At 66.4% G+C, this 17,906-nt stretch carries 17 protein-coding genes; 6 read left to right on the forward strand and 11 right to left on the reverse strand.

Annotated elements, in window-relative coordinates:
* Window positions 1–46 precede the first annotated feature (46 nt).
* Window positions 47–1,834: a chloride channel protein gene (locus AC1Z3O_RS14470; RefSeq protein ID WP_483516395.1), complete on the reverse strand. Its 1,788-nt coding sequence runs from the start codon at window positions 1,832–1,834 to the stop codon at window positions 47–49.
* Window positions 1,835–1,985: 151 nt separating this feature from the next.
* Between AC1Z3O_RS14470 and AC1Z3O_RS14475 the strand changes: the two genes are divergently transcribed.
* Window positions 1,986–3,122: an HPP family protein gene (locus AC1Z3O_RS14475; protein WP_483516396.1), complete on the forward strand. Its 1,137-nt coding sequence runs from the start codon at window positions 1,986–1,988 to the stop codon at window positions 3,120–3,122.
* 738 nt (window positions 3,123–3,860) lie between these two features.
* Here AC1Z3O_RS14475 and AC1Z3O_RS14480 read toward each other — a convergent pair.
* The 7 genes from AC1Z3O_RS14480 to AC1Z3O_RS14510 form a co-directional block, all read right to left on the reverse strand.
* Window positions 3,861–4,871 (reverse strand): tripartite tricarboxylate transporter substrate-binding protein, encoded by a 1,011-nt coding sequence (locus AC1Z3O_RS14480; protein ID WP_483516397.1) that lies wholly within the window; start codon window positions 4,869–4,871, stop codon window positions 3,861–3,863.
* Between the two features lie 38 nt (window positions 4,872–4,909).
* Window positions 4,910–5,230 (reverse strand): DUF4387 domain-containing protein, encoded by a 321-nt coding sequence (locus AC1Z3O_RS14485; protein WP_483516398.1) that lies wholly within the window; start codon window positions 5,228–5,230, stop codon window positions 4,910–4,912.
* 19 nt (window positions 5,231–5,249) lie between these two features.
* Window positions 5,250–6,611, reverse strand: coding sequence for an acyclic terpene utilization AtuA family protein (locus tag AC1Z3O_RS14490; protein WP_483516399.1), 1,362 nt, complete (start codon window positions 6,609–6,611; stop codon window positions 5,250–5,252).
* Between the two features lie 165 nt (window positions 6,612–6,776).
* A complete protein-coding gene (locus AC1Z3O_RS14495) occupies window positions 6,777–7,763 on the reverse strand; it encodes a sigma-54 interaction domain-containing protein (protein WP_483516400.1) in 987 nt (328 codons plus the stop codon).
* Window positions 7,764–8,310: 547 nt separating this feature from the next.
* Window positions 8,311–8,595, reverse strand: a complete 285-nt coding sequence (locus AC1Z3O_RS14500; RefSeq protein WP_483516401.1) for a hypothetical protein — start codon at window positions 8,593–8,595, stop codon at window positions 8,311–8,313.
* 247 nt (window positions 8,596–8,842) lie between these two features.
* Complete coding sequence (locus AC1Z3O_RS14505; protein ID WP_483516402.1) at window positions 8,843–9,217, reverse strand: hypothetical protein; 375 nt, start codon at window positions 9,215–9,217, stop codon at window positions 8,843–8,845.
* 164 nt (window positions 9,218–9,381) lie between these two features.
* Window positions 9,382–9,585: a cold-shock protein gene (locus AC1Z3O_RS14510; RefSeq protein WP_483516403.1), complete on the reverse strand. Its 204-nt coding sequence runs from the start codon at window positions 9,583–9,585 to the stop codon at window positions 9,382–9,384.
* Between the two features lie 1,025 nt (window positions 9,586–10,610).
* Here AC1Z3O_RS14510 and AC1Z3O_RS14515 point away from each other — a divergent pair.
* From AC1Z3O_RS14515 to AC1Z3O_RS14525, 3 genes are all read left to right on the forward strand, one after another.
* On the forward strand, window positions 10,611–10,853 hold the full coding sequence (locus AC1Z3O_RS14515) for an isochorismatase (protein ID WP_483516404.1): 243 nt from the start codon (window positions 10,611–10,613) through the stop codon (window positions 10,851–10,853).
* 47 nt (window positions 10,854–10,900) lie between these two features.
* Window positions 10,901–11,122 (forward strand): translation initiation factor IF-1, encoded by a 222-nt coding sequence (gene infA, locus AC1Z3O_RS14520; protein ID WP_019447801.1) that lies wholly within the window; start codon window positions 10,901–10,903, stop codon window positions 11,120–11,122.
* 83 nt (window positions 11,123–11,205) lie between these two features.
* Window positions 11,206–11,460: a translation initiation factor 1 gene (locus AC1Z3O_RS14525; RefSeq protein ID WP_483516405.1), complete on the forward strand. Its 255-nt coding sequence runs from the start codon at window positions 11,206–11,208 to the stop codon at window positions 11,458–11,460.
* Window positions 11,461–11,890: 430 nt separating this feature from the next.
* Here the strand turns inward: AC1Z3O_RS14525 and AC1Z3O_RS14530 are convergent, their stop codons facing one another.
* The gene (locus AC1Z3O_RS14530; RefSeq protein WP_483516406.1) at window positions 11,891–13,273 is read right to left on the reverse strand and encodes an FAD-binding oxidoreductase; all 1,383 of its coding nucleotides are present in this window, start codon (window positions 13,271–13,273) and stop codon (window positions 11,891–11,893) included.
* Window positions 13,274–13,509: 236 nt separating this feature from the next.
* On the opposite strand from AC1Z3O_RS14530, the gene AC1Z3O_RS14535 reads away from it, so the two are divergent.
* Window positions 13,510–14,295, forward strand: coding sequence for an IclR family transcriptional regulator (locus tag AC1Z3O_RS14535; RefSeq protein ID WP_483516407.1), 786 nt, complete (start codon window positions 13,510–13,512; stop codon window positions 14,293–14,295).
* Window positions 14,296–14,504: 209 nt separating this feature from the next.
* Here the strand turns inward: AC1Z3O_RS14535 and dmpG are convergent, their stop codons facing one another.
* A complete protein-coding gene (dmpG, locus tag AC1Z3O_RS14540; RefSeq protein ID WP_483516408.1) occupies window positions 14,505–15,512 on the reverse strand; it encodes a 4-hydroxy-2-oxovalerate aldolase in 1,008 nt (335 codons plus the stop codon).
* A gap of 11 nt (window positions 15,513–15,523) precedes the next feature.
* Window positions 15,524–16,465 carry an acetaldehyde dehydrogenase (acetylating) gene (locus AC1Z3O_RS14545; protein WP_483516409.1) on the reverse strand — a complete coding sequence of 314 codons (942 nt, stop codon included), beginning with the start codon at window positions 16,463–16,465 and terminating at the stop codon, window positions 15,524–15,526.
* Window positions 16,466–16,815: 350 nt separating this feature from the next.
* Between AC1Z3O_RS14545 and AC1Z3O_RS14550 the strand changes: the two genes are divergently transcribed.
* Complete coding sequence (locus tag AC1Z3O_RS14550; protein WP_483516410.1) at window positions 16,816–17,904, forward strand: AI-2E family transporter; 1,089 nt, start codon at window positions 16,816–16,818, stop codon at window positions 17,902–17,904.
* Window positions 17,905–17,906 lie beyond the last annotated feature (2 nt).

A 17,906-nucleotide genomic window follows, 5' to 3' on the forward strand; every position in this document is an offset into this window, starting at 1 on the left:
CTGATGGACCGGATCACGAAGAAGTAGCCGGCATCGAGTGGCGGTGTCAGGCCGCCGTCGAGGCCGCGGGGCGGGCGCTGCCGCCCGTGCCGCCCGGGCCGCGCAGCCGTTCGCGCTGCGTCTCCTCCAGCCAGAGGTGCCGGCTGGGCCGGAGCAGGTCGCGCAGCGAGACGATGCCGGTCAGGCGCATCGAGCCGGCGTCTTCCACCACGGCCAGGCGCCCCACGCCAAGCGCCGCCATGCGTCCTGCCGCGGCGCGCGCGGTTTCGCCGGGCAGCAGCACGGCCGGCACCGAGGCGCCGGTGAAGAGCTGGGCGCAATGCGCCGGCTCCTGCTCACGCCCGCGCAGCATGGCGCGATCGAGCATTCCCAGCACGCGGCCATCCTGCACCACCGGGTAGCCCCGGTGGGACTGGTGCTCGCCGAAATAGCGCTGCACGGCATCCGCCAGGGTGGTCGCGCCGTCGATGCTGATCACCTCGCGCGTCATCAGGTCGGCCACGTGCTGCCGCTCGAGCGGATCGACGCTGTACTCGCGGTAGATATGCAGGCCGCGGCGCGCGATCTTTTCAGTCATGATCGAACGCTTCATGGTCAGGGCCGAGAAGCCGTAGGCCACCGCTGTGGTCAGCAGCAAGGGCAGCAAGGCCTCGCTGTCATGGGTCAGCCCGAAGGCGAACACGATGGCGGTAAGCGGTGCCCCCAGCACGCTGCCGAGCACGCCGGCCATGCACACCAGCGCCCACAGCTGCGGCGTGCCGCCGGGCAGCCAGGGCGAGAGCACCACCCCCAGCCCGGCGCCGAGCATCAGCAGCGGCGCCAGCACGCCGCCCGAGGTGCCGGAACCGAGCGCGCAGACCCAGATCACGGCCTTGACCAGCAGCAGCGCCACCGCCACCTCCACCGCCAGGTGATTGTGCAGGAGGTCGCCGATCACGTCGTAGCCGACGCCGAGGGCGCGCGGCTCGAAGTAGCCGCCGATGCCCACCACCAGGCCGCCGAGCGCCGGCCACCACATCCAGTGCAGCGGCAGCTTGGCGAAGGCGTCCTCGACACGGTACAGCCCCAGGGTGAGCAAGGCGCCCAGGATGCCGCACAGCAGGCCGGCGATCACGCAGGAGCCGAGCGCGAGCGTGGACGCGGGTGCGGTCTGCAGCGGGAAGAGCGGGCCGGCCTCGAACAGCCACGGCCGCAGGAAACCCGCCACGCCGCAGGCCAGGGCCACGGGCAGCAGGCTGCGCGGCCGCAGCTCGAACAGCAGCAGCTCGATGCCCAACAGCACCGCCGCCACCGGCGTGCCGAAGATGGCCGTCATGCCGGCACAGGCGCCCGCCACCAGCAGCGTCTTGCGCTCGGCGGCGGTCAGGTGCAGGTACTGGGCCAGCAGCGAGGCGATGGAGCCGCCGGTCATGATGATCGGCCCCTCGGCGCCGAAGGGGCCGCCGCTGCCGATCACGATGCCCGAGGCCAGCGGCTTGAGCACCGCTACGCGTGGCGACATCTTGCTCTTGCCGAACAGCACGGCTTCGATGGCCTCAGGAATGCCGTGGCCGCGGATCTTGTCGCTGCCATAGCGCGCCAGCAGGCCGACGATCAGGCCGCCGACCACCGGCACGGCGATCACCCAGGGGCCCAGCGCATGGCCGGCGGGCGAGCGGTCGGCCAGCGACAGCGTCTGGTAGAAGAAGAGGTTGGTAAAGAAGCGGATCAGCTTGAGCAGCACGTCGGCCGCGACGGTGCTGACGGCGCCGATCAGCAGCGCGATGCCGGCCAGCAACAGCATGCGGCGGTCGACCATGTAGTCGCGCTTGTCGGAGTGCATTGGGGAAGACATGGGACCTGCCGGAGAAATGGATGCGGGAACGGGTACCCCGGGCAGCTCATCATCCCTCTGGCACAACGGAGGGACAGGCACCCAGGCTCAGGCGGAATATATCACGCCATGATATATTCGCACCTTTGTCCCAGCGCCCCATCGACGTACCATGCAGCAAGACTCCTCCATGACGCTTGCGTCACGCAGCACCACGGCGTGGCTGCGCGGCTTCCTGCCGATGCCGATCCCCGCCAGCCGCCGCGAGCGGATCAAGTCCTGCGTGGGCGCGCTGCTGGGGCTGTTCTGCACGGAATGGATCAGCCACCATCTGCTGGGCGGCTTCAACCCCTGGTTCGTGGCGCCGATGGGCGCGTCGGCCGTGCTGCTCTTTGCAGTGCCGTCCAGCCCGCTGGCGCAGCCCTGGTCCATCATCGGCGGCAACCTGGTGGCGGCGCTGATCGGCGTGGCCTGCGCACAGTGGATTCCTGAGCCCGGCCTGGCCGCCGGCGTGGCCGTGGCCCTGGCGATCGCCTTCATGTTCCAGTTGCGCTGCGTGCACCCGCCCAGCGGCGCCGTTGCCATCACCGCCGTCTTCGGCGGGCCGGCGGTGCACGCGCTGGGATTCGGCTTCGTGGTGGTGCCGGTACTGCTGAACTCGATGCTGCTGTTGCTGATGGCGCTGACCTTCAACAACCTGGCCCGCCGCCGCTACCCGCACCGCCCGCCCGAGCCGGCGCCGGGGCATGGCACGTCGGACCTGCCGCCCGCGCAGCGCACCGGTATCACGCGCGCCGACCTGGACCAGGCCCTGGCCGCCCGCGGCGAATTCCTCGACATCGAAGAGGATGACCTGGAGGCCATCCTGGTATCGGCCGAGCAGAACGCCTACCGGCGCCGCTTCGGCGAGGTGCGCTGCGCCGACATCATGTCGCGCGACGTGGTCGCGGTGCAACCGCAGCAAGCGCTCGACGACGCCTGGGACCTGCTCGCGCTCCACCGCATCAAGGCGCTGCCGGTGGTGGATGAACAGCGCCGGCTCAAAGGTATGCTGACGATGAGCGACCACTTCGCTGCACGCCATGCCACGGGCGGTGCCGGCGCCAAGGTCGCCGACCGGATGACGCCCGTCATCGTCACCGCACGGCCGGACCAGCCCATGGTGGAACTGGCCCAGGCCTTCTGCGACGGCGGCCTGCACCGCGTGCCGGTGGTGGACGCCACCGGCGTGCTGATCGGCATGGTGACGCAGTCCGACCTGCTGGCGGCCCTGCTGAAGGACAGCCTGCTTGGCGGCGGGCGGAACTAAGGTCGGAACTAAGGGCGGAACTAAGGGCGGCAGCCCACGGTGACGGGCGCCTCCCCGGCCCCTCTCGGCCCACTTTCCCGCAGGCGGTGTATAGAATAAATAGCGTACCGTCACCATCGGTACGCGCATCGCCTCCCGGGAATGGAACTGGCGCCTCCCGGCGGGCGCGGCGGCGCGCGGGCGCCGCGTGGTATAGCTGAACTGCCAGTGAGAGCCGACATGAAAGCCACGAGCCTAGTTGTTACGGCAGTGCTTGCGCTCATCGCCTCGCCGTACGTTGTCGCAGAAGGATGCATGAGCGACATGGAATGCAAGGGCGCGCGGATCTGTGAAAACGCGAGATGTGTGTATCCCCCGCGAGACGAGCCGGCCGCTACTGACAGCCAATCTCCCGCCGCCAGTACGGGGAGGTCGCAGCCGGTCCAGCTGGTGCCCCCGCCCCAACCCGAGGTTCAGGCCCAACCGCAGGTTCAGGCCTCACCCCAGGTTCAAGCCCCACCTCCGGCTCAACCCCATACCCAGCCCCTGCCTCCATCCAGGGCCAAGGCCAAGCCCCAGGCGACCTTCTCGGTCCCGCACTACTGCTGCACGTCTGCCGGCAGGCTGGGGCCAAGCCCGAATCCTGGCCCGAATGGAACGCTGATCAGGGTGGGTGAGCCGTGCAACAGCGTCACCCCCTTGGGCATCCCGGTGGGTGGTACGGCTTGCGATTAGCGTTTCCGCTTGGCCGCAGGGCCGCTATTCGACCACGATCTTGTGCTCGGCCGCGAGCCGTTTCCACTGGGCCATATCCTGCTTCATGCGGGCGGCAAACTCCGCCGGGCCGGCCGCCAGCGGCAGGGAGCCGTCCGGTTCCAGCACGGCCCGCATTTCAGGCGAGGCCGCTGTCTCGTTGACCTCACGGTTCAGCCGCTGCACCAGGGCCGCCGGCATGCCGGCGGGGGCCAGCACGCCGACCCAGATGTCCATCTCGTACCCCGGCACGGTGGCGCCCAGCGCCGGCAGGTCCGGAAACGCCGGGTTCGGGCGCTGCGAGGTCACGGCCAGCGCCCTGACCTTGCCCGAGCGGATCTGCGGCGCCATCGAGCTGTAGTTGGCCATCATCACGTCGATCTGCCCGGCGGAAAGGTCCAGCAGCGCGTTGGATGCCCCCTTGTAAGGCACATGCATCATCCGGGTCTTGGAGGCGTCGCACAGCAGCTCGGTCGCCATCTGCCCGAGCGAGCCGACGCCCGCCGAGCCATAGGTGATGGCGCCGGGCTTGGCCTTGGCGGCGGCCAGCAGTTCGGCCGGCGTGCGGAACGGCTTGGTAGCCGACACCGCCAGCAGCAACGGCCCGTTGGCAACCAGCGCGACGGGCGCGAAAGCGGTGAGCGGGTCGTACGGCGAATGCGGTTGGGTTGCTGCCGCGGTCAGGAAGGTCGACGAGGTCAGCAACAGCACCGAGCCGTCACGCGGCGCCCGCGCGACGAAGTCGGCCCCCATCGCGCCGGCCGCGCCCGGCCGGTTCTCCACGATCACATTGGTGCCCAGGCGCCGCGCCAGGCCGGGCGCCAGCGCGCGTGCGATGACGTCGTTGCTGGCGCCCGCCGAGAACGGCACCACGATCCGCACCAGCGGTGGGATGGGCGCGGCGCTCTCGGCCCGCGCGGATGCGATCAGTGGCGTGACCGGGCTCGCGATGGCGCACGCCGCGCCGATGCCCAGGGCGAACCGCGCCGCCTTCTGCAAAGCTGAACGGATAAGCATTGGCTATCTCCTTGGTCAGGTTGGCTTGGCGAGCCCCGTCATGCGGGGATGTCCAGGTCGAGCAGCGGCGCATATTGCTGCGCGCCGAAGATGTCGCCATCACCCGCGCTGCCGCTGGGCCGGTTGCGGTAGATCGTGAACTTGATAGCGAAGGCCGGATCGTATTCGACGAAATCCGAGATGCGCGCGTCAGGGATGCCGAACAGCGCGGCCATGCTTTGGCGCGAAATCGCGCGTGAGCGCTTCACGCGTTCGTATTCGGCGGCATCACGGAAGATGATGTCGAAGGTGATCTTGTTGACACCGGCATTCTTGCTGCGAATGGTCTTGGCCAGTTGATGCAGTTTCTGTGTGGTCATGGTTGTCTCCCTCAAATCCTCAAACGCCGGCTTCGGTCAGGTGCGTGGCGAACAGTGCCATGGGATCGGGCACCTCGATGGTATGGTTCAGCGTCCAGCGGTAGGCCGGGCTGGCGTGCAGCACTTCGTCGAGCGGGAAGGACACCGAACCCGCCGTTCCCTTCACGTCCGGCAGGCGCGCGTAGAACATCTGGCGCAGGCCGATCATCGCCACTTCCTCCGCCATCTCGGCGGTGGGCGCCACGCCTTGCACCATCACGCACAGCTCATGGCCGGGCTTGTCGCGCAGCGGCTCCAGTTCGCCCATCACGCCATCGCGCCCGTAGACGCTGTAGTGGAGCTGGTAGCCATCCGGGCCGAAGCGTGCACGCACCTGCTCGCGCGCCCAGGCGATCACACGGTCCACATTGGCGATGGTGTAGGGATCGCGGATGCCGCACAGGCCGACATAGCGCTCGCCCACCTTGCCCGCCCCTTCCAGCTTGACACGCACCACGGCGTCGTCGACGAAGCGGGCCCCGGTGATGCGGGTGGTGCGCGGATCCACCTGCTCGTAGCGGCAGTGCGTCATGTCGAGCCGGCCGCCGGCGACGAATTCCTCGAAGGGATTGGAGCGCTCGTACATGGCGTGGCCCGCCACCGACGCGACCGTGCAGCGTTGCTCAGGGTGCATCGCCGTAACGCGCACGTCGTCCTGCGAGATGCTGCCCATCACGGTCTCCTTGCCGCCATAGGGCTCCGCGCAGAAGGACGCGCATTCCAGCACCTTGCCGAGGTAGTAGGCGTGGTCGGCCGGGAAGCCGTGGTGCAGGGCCGGCGCGGCGAACAGCGCGGCATCCGAGCTGCGGCCGCCGATGATCACGTCCGCGCCCTGCTGCAGCAGCGCCAGGTAGGGATGCACGCCCGCCATGGCAACGATGCGGTCGGTGGCATCGAGCTCGGCGCGCGTGAGGTCGGCAAAGCCGTCCAGGCCCCGGATGGCCTGGCCACGATCGAGCGCGGCGCGCAAGGTGGCCTTGTCCACCTCGGAATAGAAATAGCCGAGCCGGAAGCGCTTCAACCCGTGCTTCTGCGCCAGTTCGCGGATGATGCGGACATAGAGGTCGACCCGGCTGTTGCTGCCGGTGTCGCCGGCAGAGCCGATGATCATCGGCACGCCCAGGCGGCGCGAGGCCAGCAGCATCTGCTCCAGGTCGTGCCGCTGCCACGCCTCCGGACTGGTCGAGGTGTCCGAGCCCAGCGGCACCGGTCCGACGTCGTCGCTGCCCGAATCGGCGGCAATGTAGTCGGGCCCGGCCGCCACCCCGAGTTCGAAGCTGGCCGTGCGCAGGGGCGCGAAGCCGAGATGGCCGTTGGGGCAGATGATCTTCAGCGACTGCATGGAGGAGGCTCCTGAGAAGCGCCGTATGGCGCGGATACCCAGATATGAGCAGGAGCCGTGCCAACCTCCGGCCAACGAAGCTTTCCTTTGGATTCAATGACTTACAACACCACCGCGCCGTGCCGCGTGAATTACACGCAAACACCTCACGCATTCGCGTGAAAATCACGCGTCGAGCATGCCTAGCTTGAGCATCTGGTGGCGCAGGGCATGGCGGCTCAGCCCGAGGCGCTGCGCGGCCACGGCGGCATTCTGGCCGCAGGCCTGCAAGGCCTCGCGGATCAGTTGCGCCTGGAAGCGTGCGGTGGCGGCGTGGTAGTCCTCGCCGGGCGCGCTGCCCAACTGCGCGGGCGCGGCGCGGGGCGGCGCCTCGACTTCCCGCAGGATGCGCGCCGGCAGGTGGCGGGCCTGCACGCAATCGCCCTCCTCCAGCAGGCAGATCCGCTCCAGCAGGTTTTCGAGCTCGCGCACGTTGCCGGGCCAGCCATAGGCGCGGAAGATCCGCTCGACCTCAGGCTCGAAGCGCGTCATGCGGCTGCCGTACTGCAGGTTGTAGCGGGCCAGTGCCTGCTGCGCGAGCAGGAAGATGTCGTCGCCGCGCTCGCGCAGCGGCGGGATGTTGATGGCGATGACCTGCAGGCGGTAGTACAGGTCCTCGCGGAACTTGCCGTCCTTGACCTCGCTGAGCAGGATCTTGTTGGTCGCGGCAATGAAGCGCACATCGACATGGATGGGCTTGACCGCGCCGACCCGGCGAAAACGGCGTGAATCGAGCAGGGTCAGGATCTTCGACTGCATCACCGGATCCAGTTCGCGCACCTCGTCAAGGAACACGGTGCCGCCGTTGGCGGCCTCGATCAGCCCCTCTTTCTTGCCGACCGCGCCGGTGAACGCGCCTCGTTCGTGGCCGAACAGTTCGGACTCGAGAAGTTGCGCGGGGATGGCCGCGCAGTTGATGTCAATGAACTCGCACGCGGCGCGGCCTGACTGTTCATGCAGGATCCGCGCGACCAGGCTCTTGCCGGTACCGGTCTCGCCATAGATCAGCACCGTGCGCGCATGGCTGCGCGCCACGCGCGCGACCATCTCGCGCAGGGCGACGATGGAAGGATGGCCGCCTACCAATTGCAGGCCGGGAAGTGCTGTCGTCATCGGAGGGGACAGGGATACCGGATTATGGATACCGGCGCCATCATAGCGCGCTGGTTCGGCCCTGGTTCTGCACTAGATAGCGACGGCGGAGGTTGCCCAGCGATGCACCAGGACTTCGGCCATGCAAGCCAAGCAAACCTGGCGGGCGAACTCCGGCTCAGCGAAACCCGCCTGGGCGGCATTGCTGCGCACGTGTTGCCGATATCGCCCGGGCATGGCGTAGGCCAGCCGACCTAGCAAACGCCCTAGCGCGTGCACAACGGGCAGGGGTAGCGCGGCAAACAGCCGCAAGACGGTGGGCAGTACGCTTCCAGGGAAATCGGATTGATTTTGCTTGGCCACGCAGTCCTCGAAGCGTACGTCGATATGCCGCGTCCCTGCCGCGCTACCGTAGCGCGATCCCCGAGACTCTTGAAGTCAAGCAGGCTAACGACGCACAAGCGAACTATCTATTGGGGGATTGCCAGGGTGCTCCCGGGGCAGCGGTTAGACGAGCAGGACGGGCGACCCTTCACATGGCGCGCAACCCGCCAGCCGGGCAATACCCTCACAGCCCCGCTATCGACTGCCCTGGAACCAGGCCGTTGATGATGTCTTCCGCTGCTTTCACCACCCCACGCCTCGCGGCGCCGATGTTTTCCCACGGCTCTCCCAAAACAGGAAAAACTCGTGACCGTTCCGTTCCTGGCTGGTGCCCTTCCGCGCAAATGACAACCGAGGCGTTGTAAGCGCGATCCGGGCGGCGCTCATGCCATTGTCGCGGCGGATCGTGACGATAGACCAACGGGTAAATATCGAATCCCTTGTATGTCGCACTCGGGGTGGATTCCATGAGGGGCTCCGAAAGGTCTGGTATCCCTCACTCTAACCGTTCCCGGGTGAATCAGGTCGATTTCGCATCCAAGGTACAGGAGATTGCATGACCCGCCGCCCCGGCTCGCTTACGCCTTGCGCCCGCGAAGATCATTGCGAAAGACGGTCACTCCATCTCGAACGGGATTTCCCCTGCATGCTATTTAACGCAGGTCGGCGAGCCGCGCAGCGCGCGATCCGGTTCAGATGCTGGGTGTCTGACCGCTTCAGCCCGGCAAGCGCTGCCGCGGGGCCTTTGCAGTATTGCCTGTCCCAACCGGCTTCAGTTCGCCCTCCCATGGCGACGCTTCCGGATCCAGCACAGCGTCCCCCTGGCTGGCCTTGTCGTAGAGATGATCGCGCACGACCTGGCCGATCGCGACCCGGCACAATGCCTCGGAACTCTGGGCGATCGCTCCCTGCAAGTCCCCGTCGCCGGTCAGCACGGCGAATGAACGCCTTCCCTCGCCAACAAAGCTGGTGAATCGAACGCTCGCCGGATGCTGGTTATCGCGAAAACTGACGGTGACGTGATAGGCCAAGCCCCCGCCATTAGCAGGTAAGGTGCAGAGGAAGCTGGACGGCGCGGCGGCACTTTGCATGGCGGGAACGGAGGGGAGGAATTGGGGGATACTGATCTTTCACATGGACTATGCCGACTCTACCCCAGTCGCACCGCCGGTAGCGGGTTTATTTCGTAACCGCGCAGAAACAAAAAGCCCCGCCAGATCTGCGGGGCTTTTTCATGCGAGGACTGTCGCGGGACTCAGATCGCTTCGATCTTGGTCGCTGCCGGGCCCTTCTTGCCTACGCCGGAGACAAAGCGCACTTTCTGGCCTTCCTGGAGCGACTTGAAGCCGTTGCCCTGAATTTCGGAGAAGTGAGCGAACAGGTCATTGCCGCCTGCGTCAGGCGTGATGAAGCCAAAACCCTTGGAGTCGTTGAACCACTTGACGGTACCGGTTTCCATGTACGGATTCCTTAAAAGATAGATTCTCGCCGAGCAGAAAACGCAGGCGAGGCATGACGATCAAGGAAGAAACATGGAGAAAAAGTGGCGCCGTGAGGGGCGAGCACCTAGTGCTTCGAGGTTGCTGCTTGAAAATCCTGCCGGGCAATTTATACATAGATGCCGCGCGGGTGTCAACGAACGTCTCGGGGGGATCGATGCGCAGCGGCCCTTGGGCTACATATGCACTGCAAATCGCCTCGGGGCCGAAAGCTGCGGGCTGATCAGCGACGCGTGCTACAGTGGGCGTCCTTCAACGCGAGAGGCCGGCATGTCACTCTGCGCAAACTGTCTCACGCTGACGCGCGGCACATCCGGTGCCCCCGGTCATCTTGCGCTGCGCATCGTTGATACCCAGCGGCGCAGGACTCCCCAATCGGTCACCGCCACTATCAGTACATTCCGCTGTTCGGACTGCGGCGCAACGTGGCTCTACCGCGAAGCGAAGGACGAAGGCCCGCAAGGCTGGTCGCTTTTGCCGATCGGATCGGCATAGGAAGGCCGCTGATCGCCAGGCTCGCCGCCGCGCTGTTCTGATCAATGTCTTTCGTCGCTGCCATAGCGATGGCCTGCGCAAAACGCGCCCGCCAGCAGCGAATCAGCAAAGATGGTAGAATACTCAGTCATTCGTCGGCACCTGTCGACGGCAATGCGCCGACCGCTAGACATCATCATTAGAAGAACATCAGCGGTCTGTCGGGTGTACACCCGAATCCTTCAGGGCGACAGTCAAGGCGACAGTCGCCCACAACCACATCCGACCAGCGGCACGTCCGCTCCGCAACAGTCGCGCATGTACTAGGCGCGCCGGCTTGCGCAAGCACGGTCCATCTCACACCAGTTTTTCCGCTTGCGCCAATGCGCGAGAGGCAACACTGACTTTTGCAATGGCGACCGGTCGCCAGGCAAGCGCGCACCTTATGTACTTGGGGGTGCTAGACGCTGCCTCGCGGCTCGAGCGCTTCCCTACAGGCAAAGGCAACAATTTGAAGCACAGCATCAATCCGTTCACCGTCTCGGTGCACCCCATCCAGCAAGAGCCAGGCGTCTGGTTTGCGAACTACATGATCGCCGAGTACAGGAACGGCGCCGAACGCATCGTCGCGAACGTCTCGATGCGTCATGCCACGCATGGCACCGAAGCCGAGGCGAAGCGGGCCGCCCGTTGCGCGGGTGAGAACGCCGCCGCTCGCATGTACCTGCGGCAATTTCCGCATCGGCACGCATAGTCGACCCAACCTACCGCGTAGCACCCTCTGCTACGAAAGGAGCATCCTTGGCTAAAGAAGAACTGGTGGAATTTGGCGGCAAGGTATCGGAAGTCCTTCCGGACAACCGCTTCCGCGTCATTCTGGAGAACGGCTTCGAGGTCTGGGCCTATTCGTCGGGGCGGCTGAAGAAGAATCGCATACGGGTTCTCGCGGGTGACCGCGTCACGCTCGAAATGTCGCCATATGACCTCACCAAGGGCCGCATCAACTACCGCCACAAGGCGTGAGCGGCCACAACGCCGCAGCGCTGCCTCATTCAGGCACCAGCGCTGCATGCCACCCAATCTGACTACAGGAGAGAAAGGAAGAAATGCCGAACAGCGAAGAATGGCAAGAATTGCATCTGACCCCGACCGGCTGGATTGCCGGCACTTACCGGCGCACTCCGTGGCCGGTGGTGAATGTGACGCCGCCTGAGACTCGTGTTCTGACAATCCGCCGCCACGTGACGGCAATCTACTGCGGCCCGTCGCGTGTCGTCGAAGACCGTACTCCGCAAACGGAGGACATGGAGCAGATCGAGTCCTTGCTGGCTCATTATGGCGAGCCTGAGTTCAGCGTCTAAAAGACAGGTCTGCAGGGCGTTTGCTTCGCGCGGCGGCGATGTCGTAGCGCGGTTGAATGGGAAGGCTGACGCCGCACAGATGAAGGACACGATGCTGCCGCGTCACGCGACATTGGCAATGGGCGGCACATCGTGGCTGCGAGCGCCCGCCCTCTCCCCCGCCCCTCTCCCGCAAGCGGGAGAGGGGAGACAACAGGCGGCGCACGAAGGCATGCGCGAGATGTGAAGGCGTATGCGAGATGTGAAGGCATACGCGCAATGCGATCACGTATGCGAGATGCGAATACCTGTCCAAGCCCGGCGGTTTGCTCCCCTCTCCCGCTTGCGGGAGAGGGGCTGGGGGAGAGGGCGGGCGCTCGCGAAGCGAATGCTTTCATTCCCGCGAGCGCTTACAGAAGGGGGGAGACAACAGCCCCCGCCCCCCCACCTCTTACAGGATCCGACCTGCGTTCAACGCATCCGCAGGATCGAGCGTCTGCTTCAGCGCGCGCATCACCCCCAACTCCGTCTCGCTGCGGCTCAGGTGCAGGAATGGCTTCTTGATGCGGCCGATGCCGTGCTCGGCGGAGATGCTGCCGCCTACCTCGGCCACCAGTTCGTAGACGATGTTGTCCACGGCGAGCTGGTCGGCTTCGCTGGCGTGCGGACCGCTGACGATGTGCAGGTTGCCGTCGCCTAGATGGCCGAAGAAGAGATGCGAGGCTTGCGGGTAGGCCGCCTGCAGCCGCGCGCGTGCCTTCTCCACGTAGTCCGCGGTGACGCGCAGCGGAATGCCGACGTCAAAGGAGACGAAGGGCGAAAGCTGCTTGAGCAGTTCGCCGATGGCATCCCGGAAGTCCCACAGCGACTGCGCTTGCTCCTGCGTCTGCGCCACGATGACATCGGCCGCCACGCCCTCTTCCAGCATCTCGCCGAGGAAGCCCTCGAAGATCTCCTGCATCTGCGGCGCCGTGCTGCCTTCGGCCTCGATCAGCACGTAGATGGGATGGGCGCCGCCCAGCGGCGTCTCGCGACCCAGCGCGCGGGCTGCGGCGACCAGGTATTCCTGCCACATCACCTCGAACGACGACAGCCCGGGCAGGCGGCCGCGCGCCTGCTTGAGCAGCTGCGCCACCTGCGCGAACGAGCCGACCGCGCACAGCGCGCTGCGGCGCACCGCCGGACGGGGGAAGAGCCGCAGCACCACGCGCGTAACGATGCCGAAGGTACCTTCGGTGCCGATGAACAGGTGCTTCAGGTCCGGACCGGTGTTGTTCTTCACGACGCGGTTCATCATCGGCATCACCGTGCCATCGGCGAGCACCACTTCCATACCCAGCACCAGGTCGCGCATCGGACCGTAGCGCAGCACGCGGTTGCCGCCGGCATTGGTGGAGACATTGCCGCCGATCTGGCAGCTGCCGCGTGCGCCGATGTCGAGCGGGAAATACCAGTCCTTGGCTTCGACGATCTCCGCCAGGCGGGCCAGCGGCACGCCGGCCTGCACGGTGATGGTGCCGCCGATCTCGTCGAAGTCCTCGACCTGGTTCAGCCGCTCCAGCGAGATCACCACATCGCCTTCGTCGGGGGCTGCGCCGCCGGCCAGACCCGTGAGGCCGCCCTGCACCGTGATGCGTGCGCCCTGCGCGCGGCAGCTGCGCACGATCTCGGCCACCTCGGCCGTGCTGCCGGGACGGTAGACCACGGCGGGCACGCCACCCTTGAGACCGCTCCAGTCTCCGCGGTATTTCTCCAGGTCGACAGGTTCCAGCAGGGTGCCGGGGAGGTCGATCAGGTCGACGTGCTTGGTTTCGTCACGCTTGGTTTCGTTCAACGCACTCTCCTCGTATTCTCGCATTCTCGAATTCGCTCGGGCGGCACCGCGGGCTGGCGCGCGCCACATTCTCTCTGCAGCGGATTATCCCCCCGCCCGCGCCGGCATTCCAGCGAGATCGTGCACGCGCGGCCTGCCCCTGCGCGCCACCGCTGCGGCTAGAATAGAACGCCGCCGGCCCGCCCGGCCCGCGCATCCACGCCTTGCCGGATGCCTCGCTTCACTCGATCCCACCCATGCCTACCCGCTCACCAGACTCCGACGACACCACCAAGCGCACCAGCGCCAGCCAGACCCTGTTCCGCGGCCTGGAGATCGTCGAAACCGTCGCCAAGGGCTTCAGCTCACTGCCGGAAATCGTCAAGCACACCGGCCTGTCCTCCAGCACCGCGCACCGGCTCGCCTCGGCGCTGGTCGAGGCACGCTACCTGCAGCACGAGCCCCGCCGCGGCTATAGCCTGGGCAGCAAGCTGATCGAACTCGGTTTCCAGGCGCAGCGCGAGTCCGGCGTACTCGCCAGCGCCAGGCCCTTCCTGGAGCAGCTCGCCGCGCAGACGCGCGACACCGTTCATCTCGCAGCGCTGGTCGACGATGAGGTGATCTACCTCGACAAGCTGCCCGGGCAGCGCGCGGTGGAGATCAGCTCGCGCATCGGCGGCCGCAATCCCATCACGACCACCGGCGTGGGCAAGGCGCTGGTGCTCGACCGCGACGAGGACGAATGGCGCCGCATCCGCGCGCGCGAGGCTGCCGCTGGCAGGCTGGTGCCATCTGAAGAGGAATGGCTGCGCCTGATGCGGGGCTATGCTGCGCGTGACAGCGCCTTCGACCTGGGTGAAGACGAGCCATCGATCCGCTGTGTGGCTGCGCCTGTGCGTGATGCCACTGGGCGCATCGTTGCCGCCATCAGTGTGACCAGTGCGGTGCAGTACATGGAGCCGGAGAGGATGGAGGCGCTGGTGGGGGTGGTGAAGGAGGCGGCGGGGGGGATTAGTCGGCAGCTGGGGGGACGGAAGCGATGAACGCAGTAACGCGCGGGTCTTCGCTTTGACTTGGGCGGTGTTGGTTGTTTAGGCCAACAGCCTGTTTCGACTCCCCCTGCGGGGGAGCCGAAACGGGCTTTTGCCTCGCAGACCGATTCCGCCTGAGCCACGATCGGCTCCCCCGCAGGGGGAGCCGAAACAGGCCGTTGGCTCAAACAACCCACACCGCCGGCCAAGCAAGCAAAAACCTATCGCGTCAGATCCAACGCCACGTCGACGATCATATCCTCCTGCCCGCCAACCATCCGCCGCTTACCCAGCTCAACCAGAATATCCACCGTCGGCACACCATACTTAGCCGAAGCCGTCTCCGCATGCCGCAGGAAGCTGGAGTAGACACCGGCATAACCCAAAGCCAACGTCTCACGATCCACCCGCACAGGCCGATCCTGCAACGGCCGCACCAGGTCATCCGCAGCATCCATCAGCGCACGCACATCGCAGCCATGGTTCCAGCCCATGCGGTCAGCCACAGCAATGAAGACTTCCAGCGGCGCATTGCCAGCGCCGGCGCCCATGCCGGCAAGGCTGGCGTCAACGCGATTGCAGCCCTCTTCCACGGCAACCACCGAGTTGGCTACGCCCAGGCTCAGGTTGTGGTGGGCGTGAACGCCAATCTCGGTCTCCGCCTTCAACGTATCGCGCAGCGCGCGCACACGGTCACGCGCGTCGTTCATGGTCAGCGCGCCGCCCGAGTCCACCACATAGACGCAGGTGGCCCCGTAGCCCTCCATCAGCTTGGCCTGCTCGGCCAGCTTCTGCGGCGTGGTCATGTGGCTCATCATCAGGAAGCCCACCGTGTCCATGCCCAGCTTGCGCGCGCATTCGATGTGCTGGCGCGAGACGTCGGCCTCGGTGCAGTGAGTGGCCACGCGCACCACGCGTGCGCCGGCATCGTAGGCGGCGTGCAGGTCGTGCACGGTGCCGATGCCGGGCAGCAGCAGCGTGGCGATCTTGGCGCGCTTGACGCTTTGCGCGGCGGCGCTGATCCACTCCAGGTCGGTGTGCGCGCCGAAGCCGTAGTTGAAGCTGGAGCCGGACAGGCCGTCGCCGTGCGCGACCTCGATGGAGTCGACGCCGGCCGCGTCCAGCGCGGCGGCGATGGCCTTGACGTGCTCGACGCTGTACTGGTGGCGGATGGCGTGGCTGCCGTCGCGCAGCGTGACGTCGGAGATATAGAGTTTGCTGTTGCTCATGTCGGCTCCTTTCAGGCGGCGCAAAGCTGGGTTTCTGCCATGCGCTCGGCACAGGCCAGCGCGGCCGAGGTCATGATGTCGAGATTGCCCGCGTAGGCCGGCAGGTAGTGGGCGGCGCCCTCCACCTCCAGGTAGACCGAGGTCTTCAGGCCCGCAGTGCGGCCGATGCCCGGCACGTTGGGGGCGTTGTCCGCGTCGAAGCGGTCGAACTGCACCGCCTGCTTGAGGCGGTAGCCGGGCACGTAGCGCTGCACCTTCTCCACCATGGCATGCACGCTGTCTTCGATGCGCGACTGCTCGGCCACGTCCGACAGCACAAACACGGTGTCGCGCATGATCAGCGGCGGCTCGGCCGGGTTGAGCACGATGATGGCCTTGCCGCGCTTGGCGCCGCCCAGCACCTCGATGGCGCGCGAGGTGGTCTCGGTGAACTCGTCGATATTGGCGCGCGTGCCGGGGCCGGCCGACTTGCTGGAGATGGATGCCACGATCTCGGCGTAGTGGACCGTCGCCACCTGCGACACCGCCGCCACGATGGGAATGGTGGCCTGGCCGCCGCAGGTGACCATATTGATGTTGGTGGCCTCGAGCTGCTGGTCCAGATTGATGGCCGGGATCACGTAGGGGCCGATGGCGGCCGGCGTCAGGTCAATCACGCGCACGCCGCGTTCCTGCAGCTTGGCGTTGTGGTGCTCGTGGGCACCGGCGGAGGTGGCGTCGAACACGATGCGGATGTCCTCGAAGCCCGGCAGCGCGAGCAGGCCGTCGATGCCTTCCGCGGTGGTGGGCACGTCGAGGCGCGCGGCGCGCGCCAGGCCGTCGGAAGCGGGGTCGATGCCGACCATCGCGCCCATCTCCAGATGCCGGCCGTGGCGCAGCACCTTGATCATCAGGTCGGTGCCGATATTGCCCGAACCGATGATCGCAACCTTGACCTTGTCTCCTGTCGTCATCAGAGCACTCCTAAGTGGCGGTGAATGTCTGCCGCGGCGGCGCCCGGCATAACTTGGTGACGTCATCCTAGGCGCCAGCCCTTTTAGTGTCAACATATAATATTCACTCCCATATATTGGCATTAAATGGCTTTGCGAAAACCGGGAAAGTTGCGAAGAAGCCGCTCCACGTGTGCTCGGGCTCTCGCTCCGGGCAGTCCGCACACCCTGGCCGCGAACAAAGTGGCGCCGGCGTGGTCTGAGGCATGATCTGCCGCCTTGGGCGCCAGATCCGCCATTTCTGGAACGGAAACGGTTTTCCGATATATTTACGTTCCAATCGTCACACCGGCAGCAAGGGAGCTTCACCAATGAATTCCGGCCAATTGATCGAGAGGCTTGCCGCCGTATTCGCACTGATCGTGCTGATCGGCGGCTCGCTGCTGGTGCTCGCGCCGTTCACCACCGCGCTGCTGTGGGGCGCGATCCTGGCCTACAGCTCCTGGTATCCGTACACGGTGCTGTCGCGCTGGCTCGGCAACCGGCGCGGCGTGGCGGCGCTGATCTTTGTACTGCTGGCCTTCGTGGTGGTGCTGGGGCCGTTCGTCTATGCCGGCACCAGCGTGTCGGCGCACTTCGACCAGATGTCCGCGCTGGTCGACCGCTACGTTCAGAACGGCCTGCCGCCGCTGCCCGACTGGCTGACCAGCCTGCCCTTTGTCGGCGGCTACCTGCAGTCGTCCTGGGACCAGCTGATCCACGCCGACTCGGAGATGCTGGCCAACCTGCGCAAGCTGCTGGGGCCGGTGGGCCATGCGCTGCTCGGCGCCGGCCTGTCGATCGGCGCGGGGCTGGGCCAGCTCGCGCTGTCCATCGTGCTGGCCTACTTCTTCTACACCGGCGGGGATTTCGCCGTGGCCTGGCTGCGCGCGGGCATGCGCCGCATCGCCGGCGAGCGCGCCGACCACCTGCTTTCCCTGGCCGGCAACACCGTCAAGGGCGTGGTCTACGGCGTGCTCGGCACCGCCTTCGTGCAGGCCGTGCTGGTTGGCATCGGCTTCTGGATCGCCGGCGTGCCGGCACCCGCGCTGCTCGGCCTCGTCACCTTCTTCCTCTCGGTGATCCCGGTGGGCCCGCCGCTGGTGTGGATCCCGGCCGCGCTGTGGCTCTACCACGCCGGCTCGCTGGGCTGGGCCATCTTCATCGTGGTCTGGGGCGTGGCGGTGGTGGGCATGGCCGACAACGTGATCAAGCCGCTGCTGATCAGCAAGGGCACCGACATGCCGCTGATCTGGATCATGCTCGGCGTGCTCGGCGGCGCGCTGGCCTTCGGCTTCCTCGGCGTCTTCATCGGGCCGACCGTGCTGGCGGTGGCCTACGCGCTGCTGCGCGACTGGACGGTGGGTGCGGTCACCAAGGATGCCGCGCCGGCACCCGCCGCGCAGAAGGACGCACCCTGAGC

The organism is Cupriavidus sp. 09_S30, assembly GCF_056930435.1.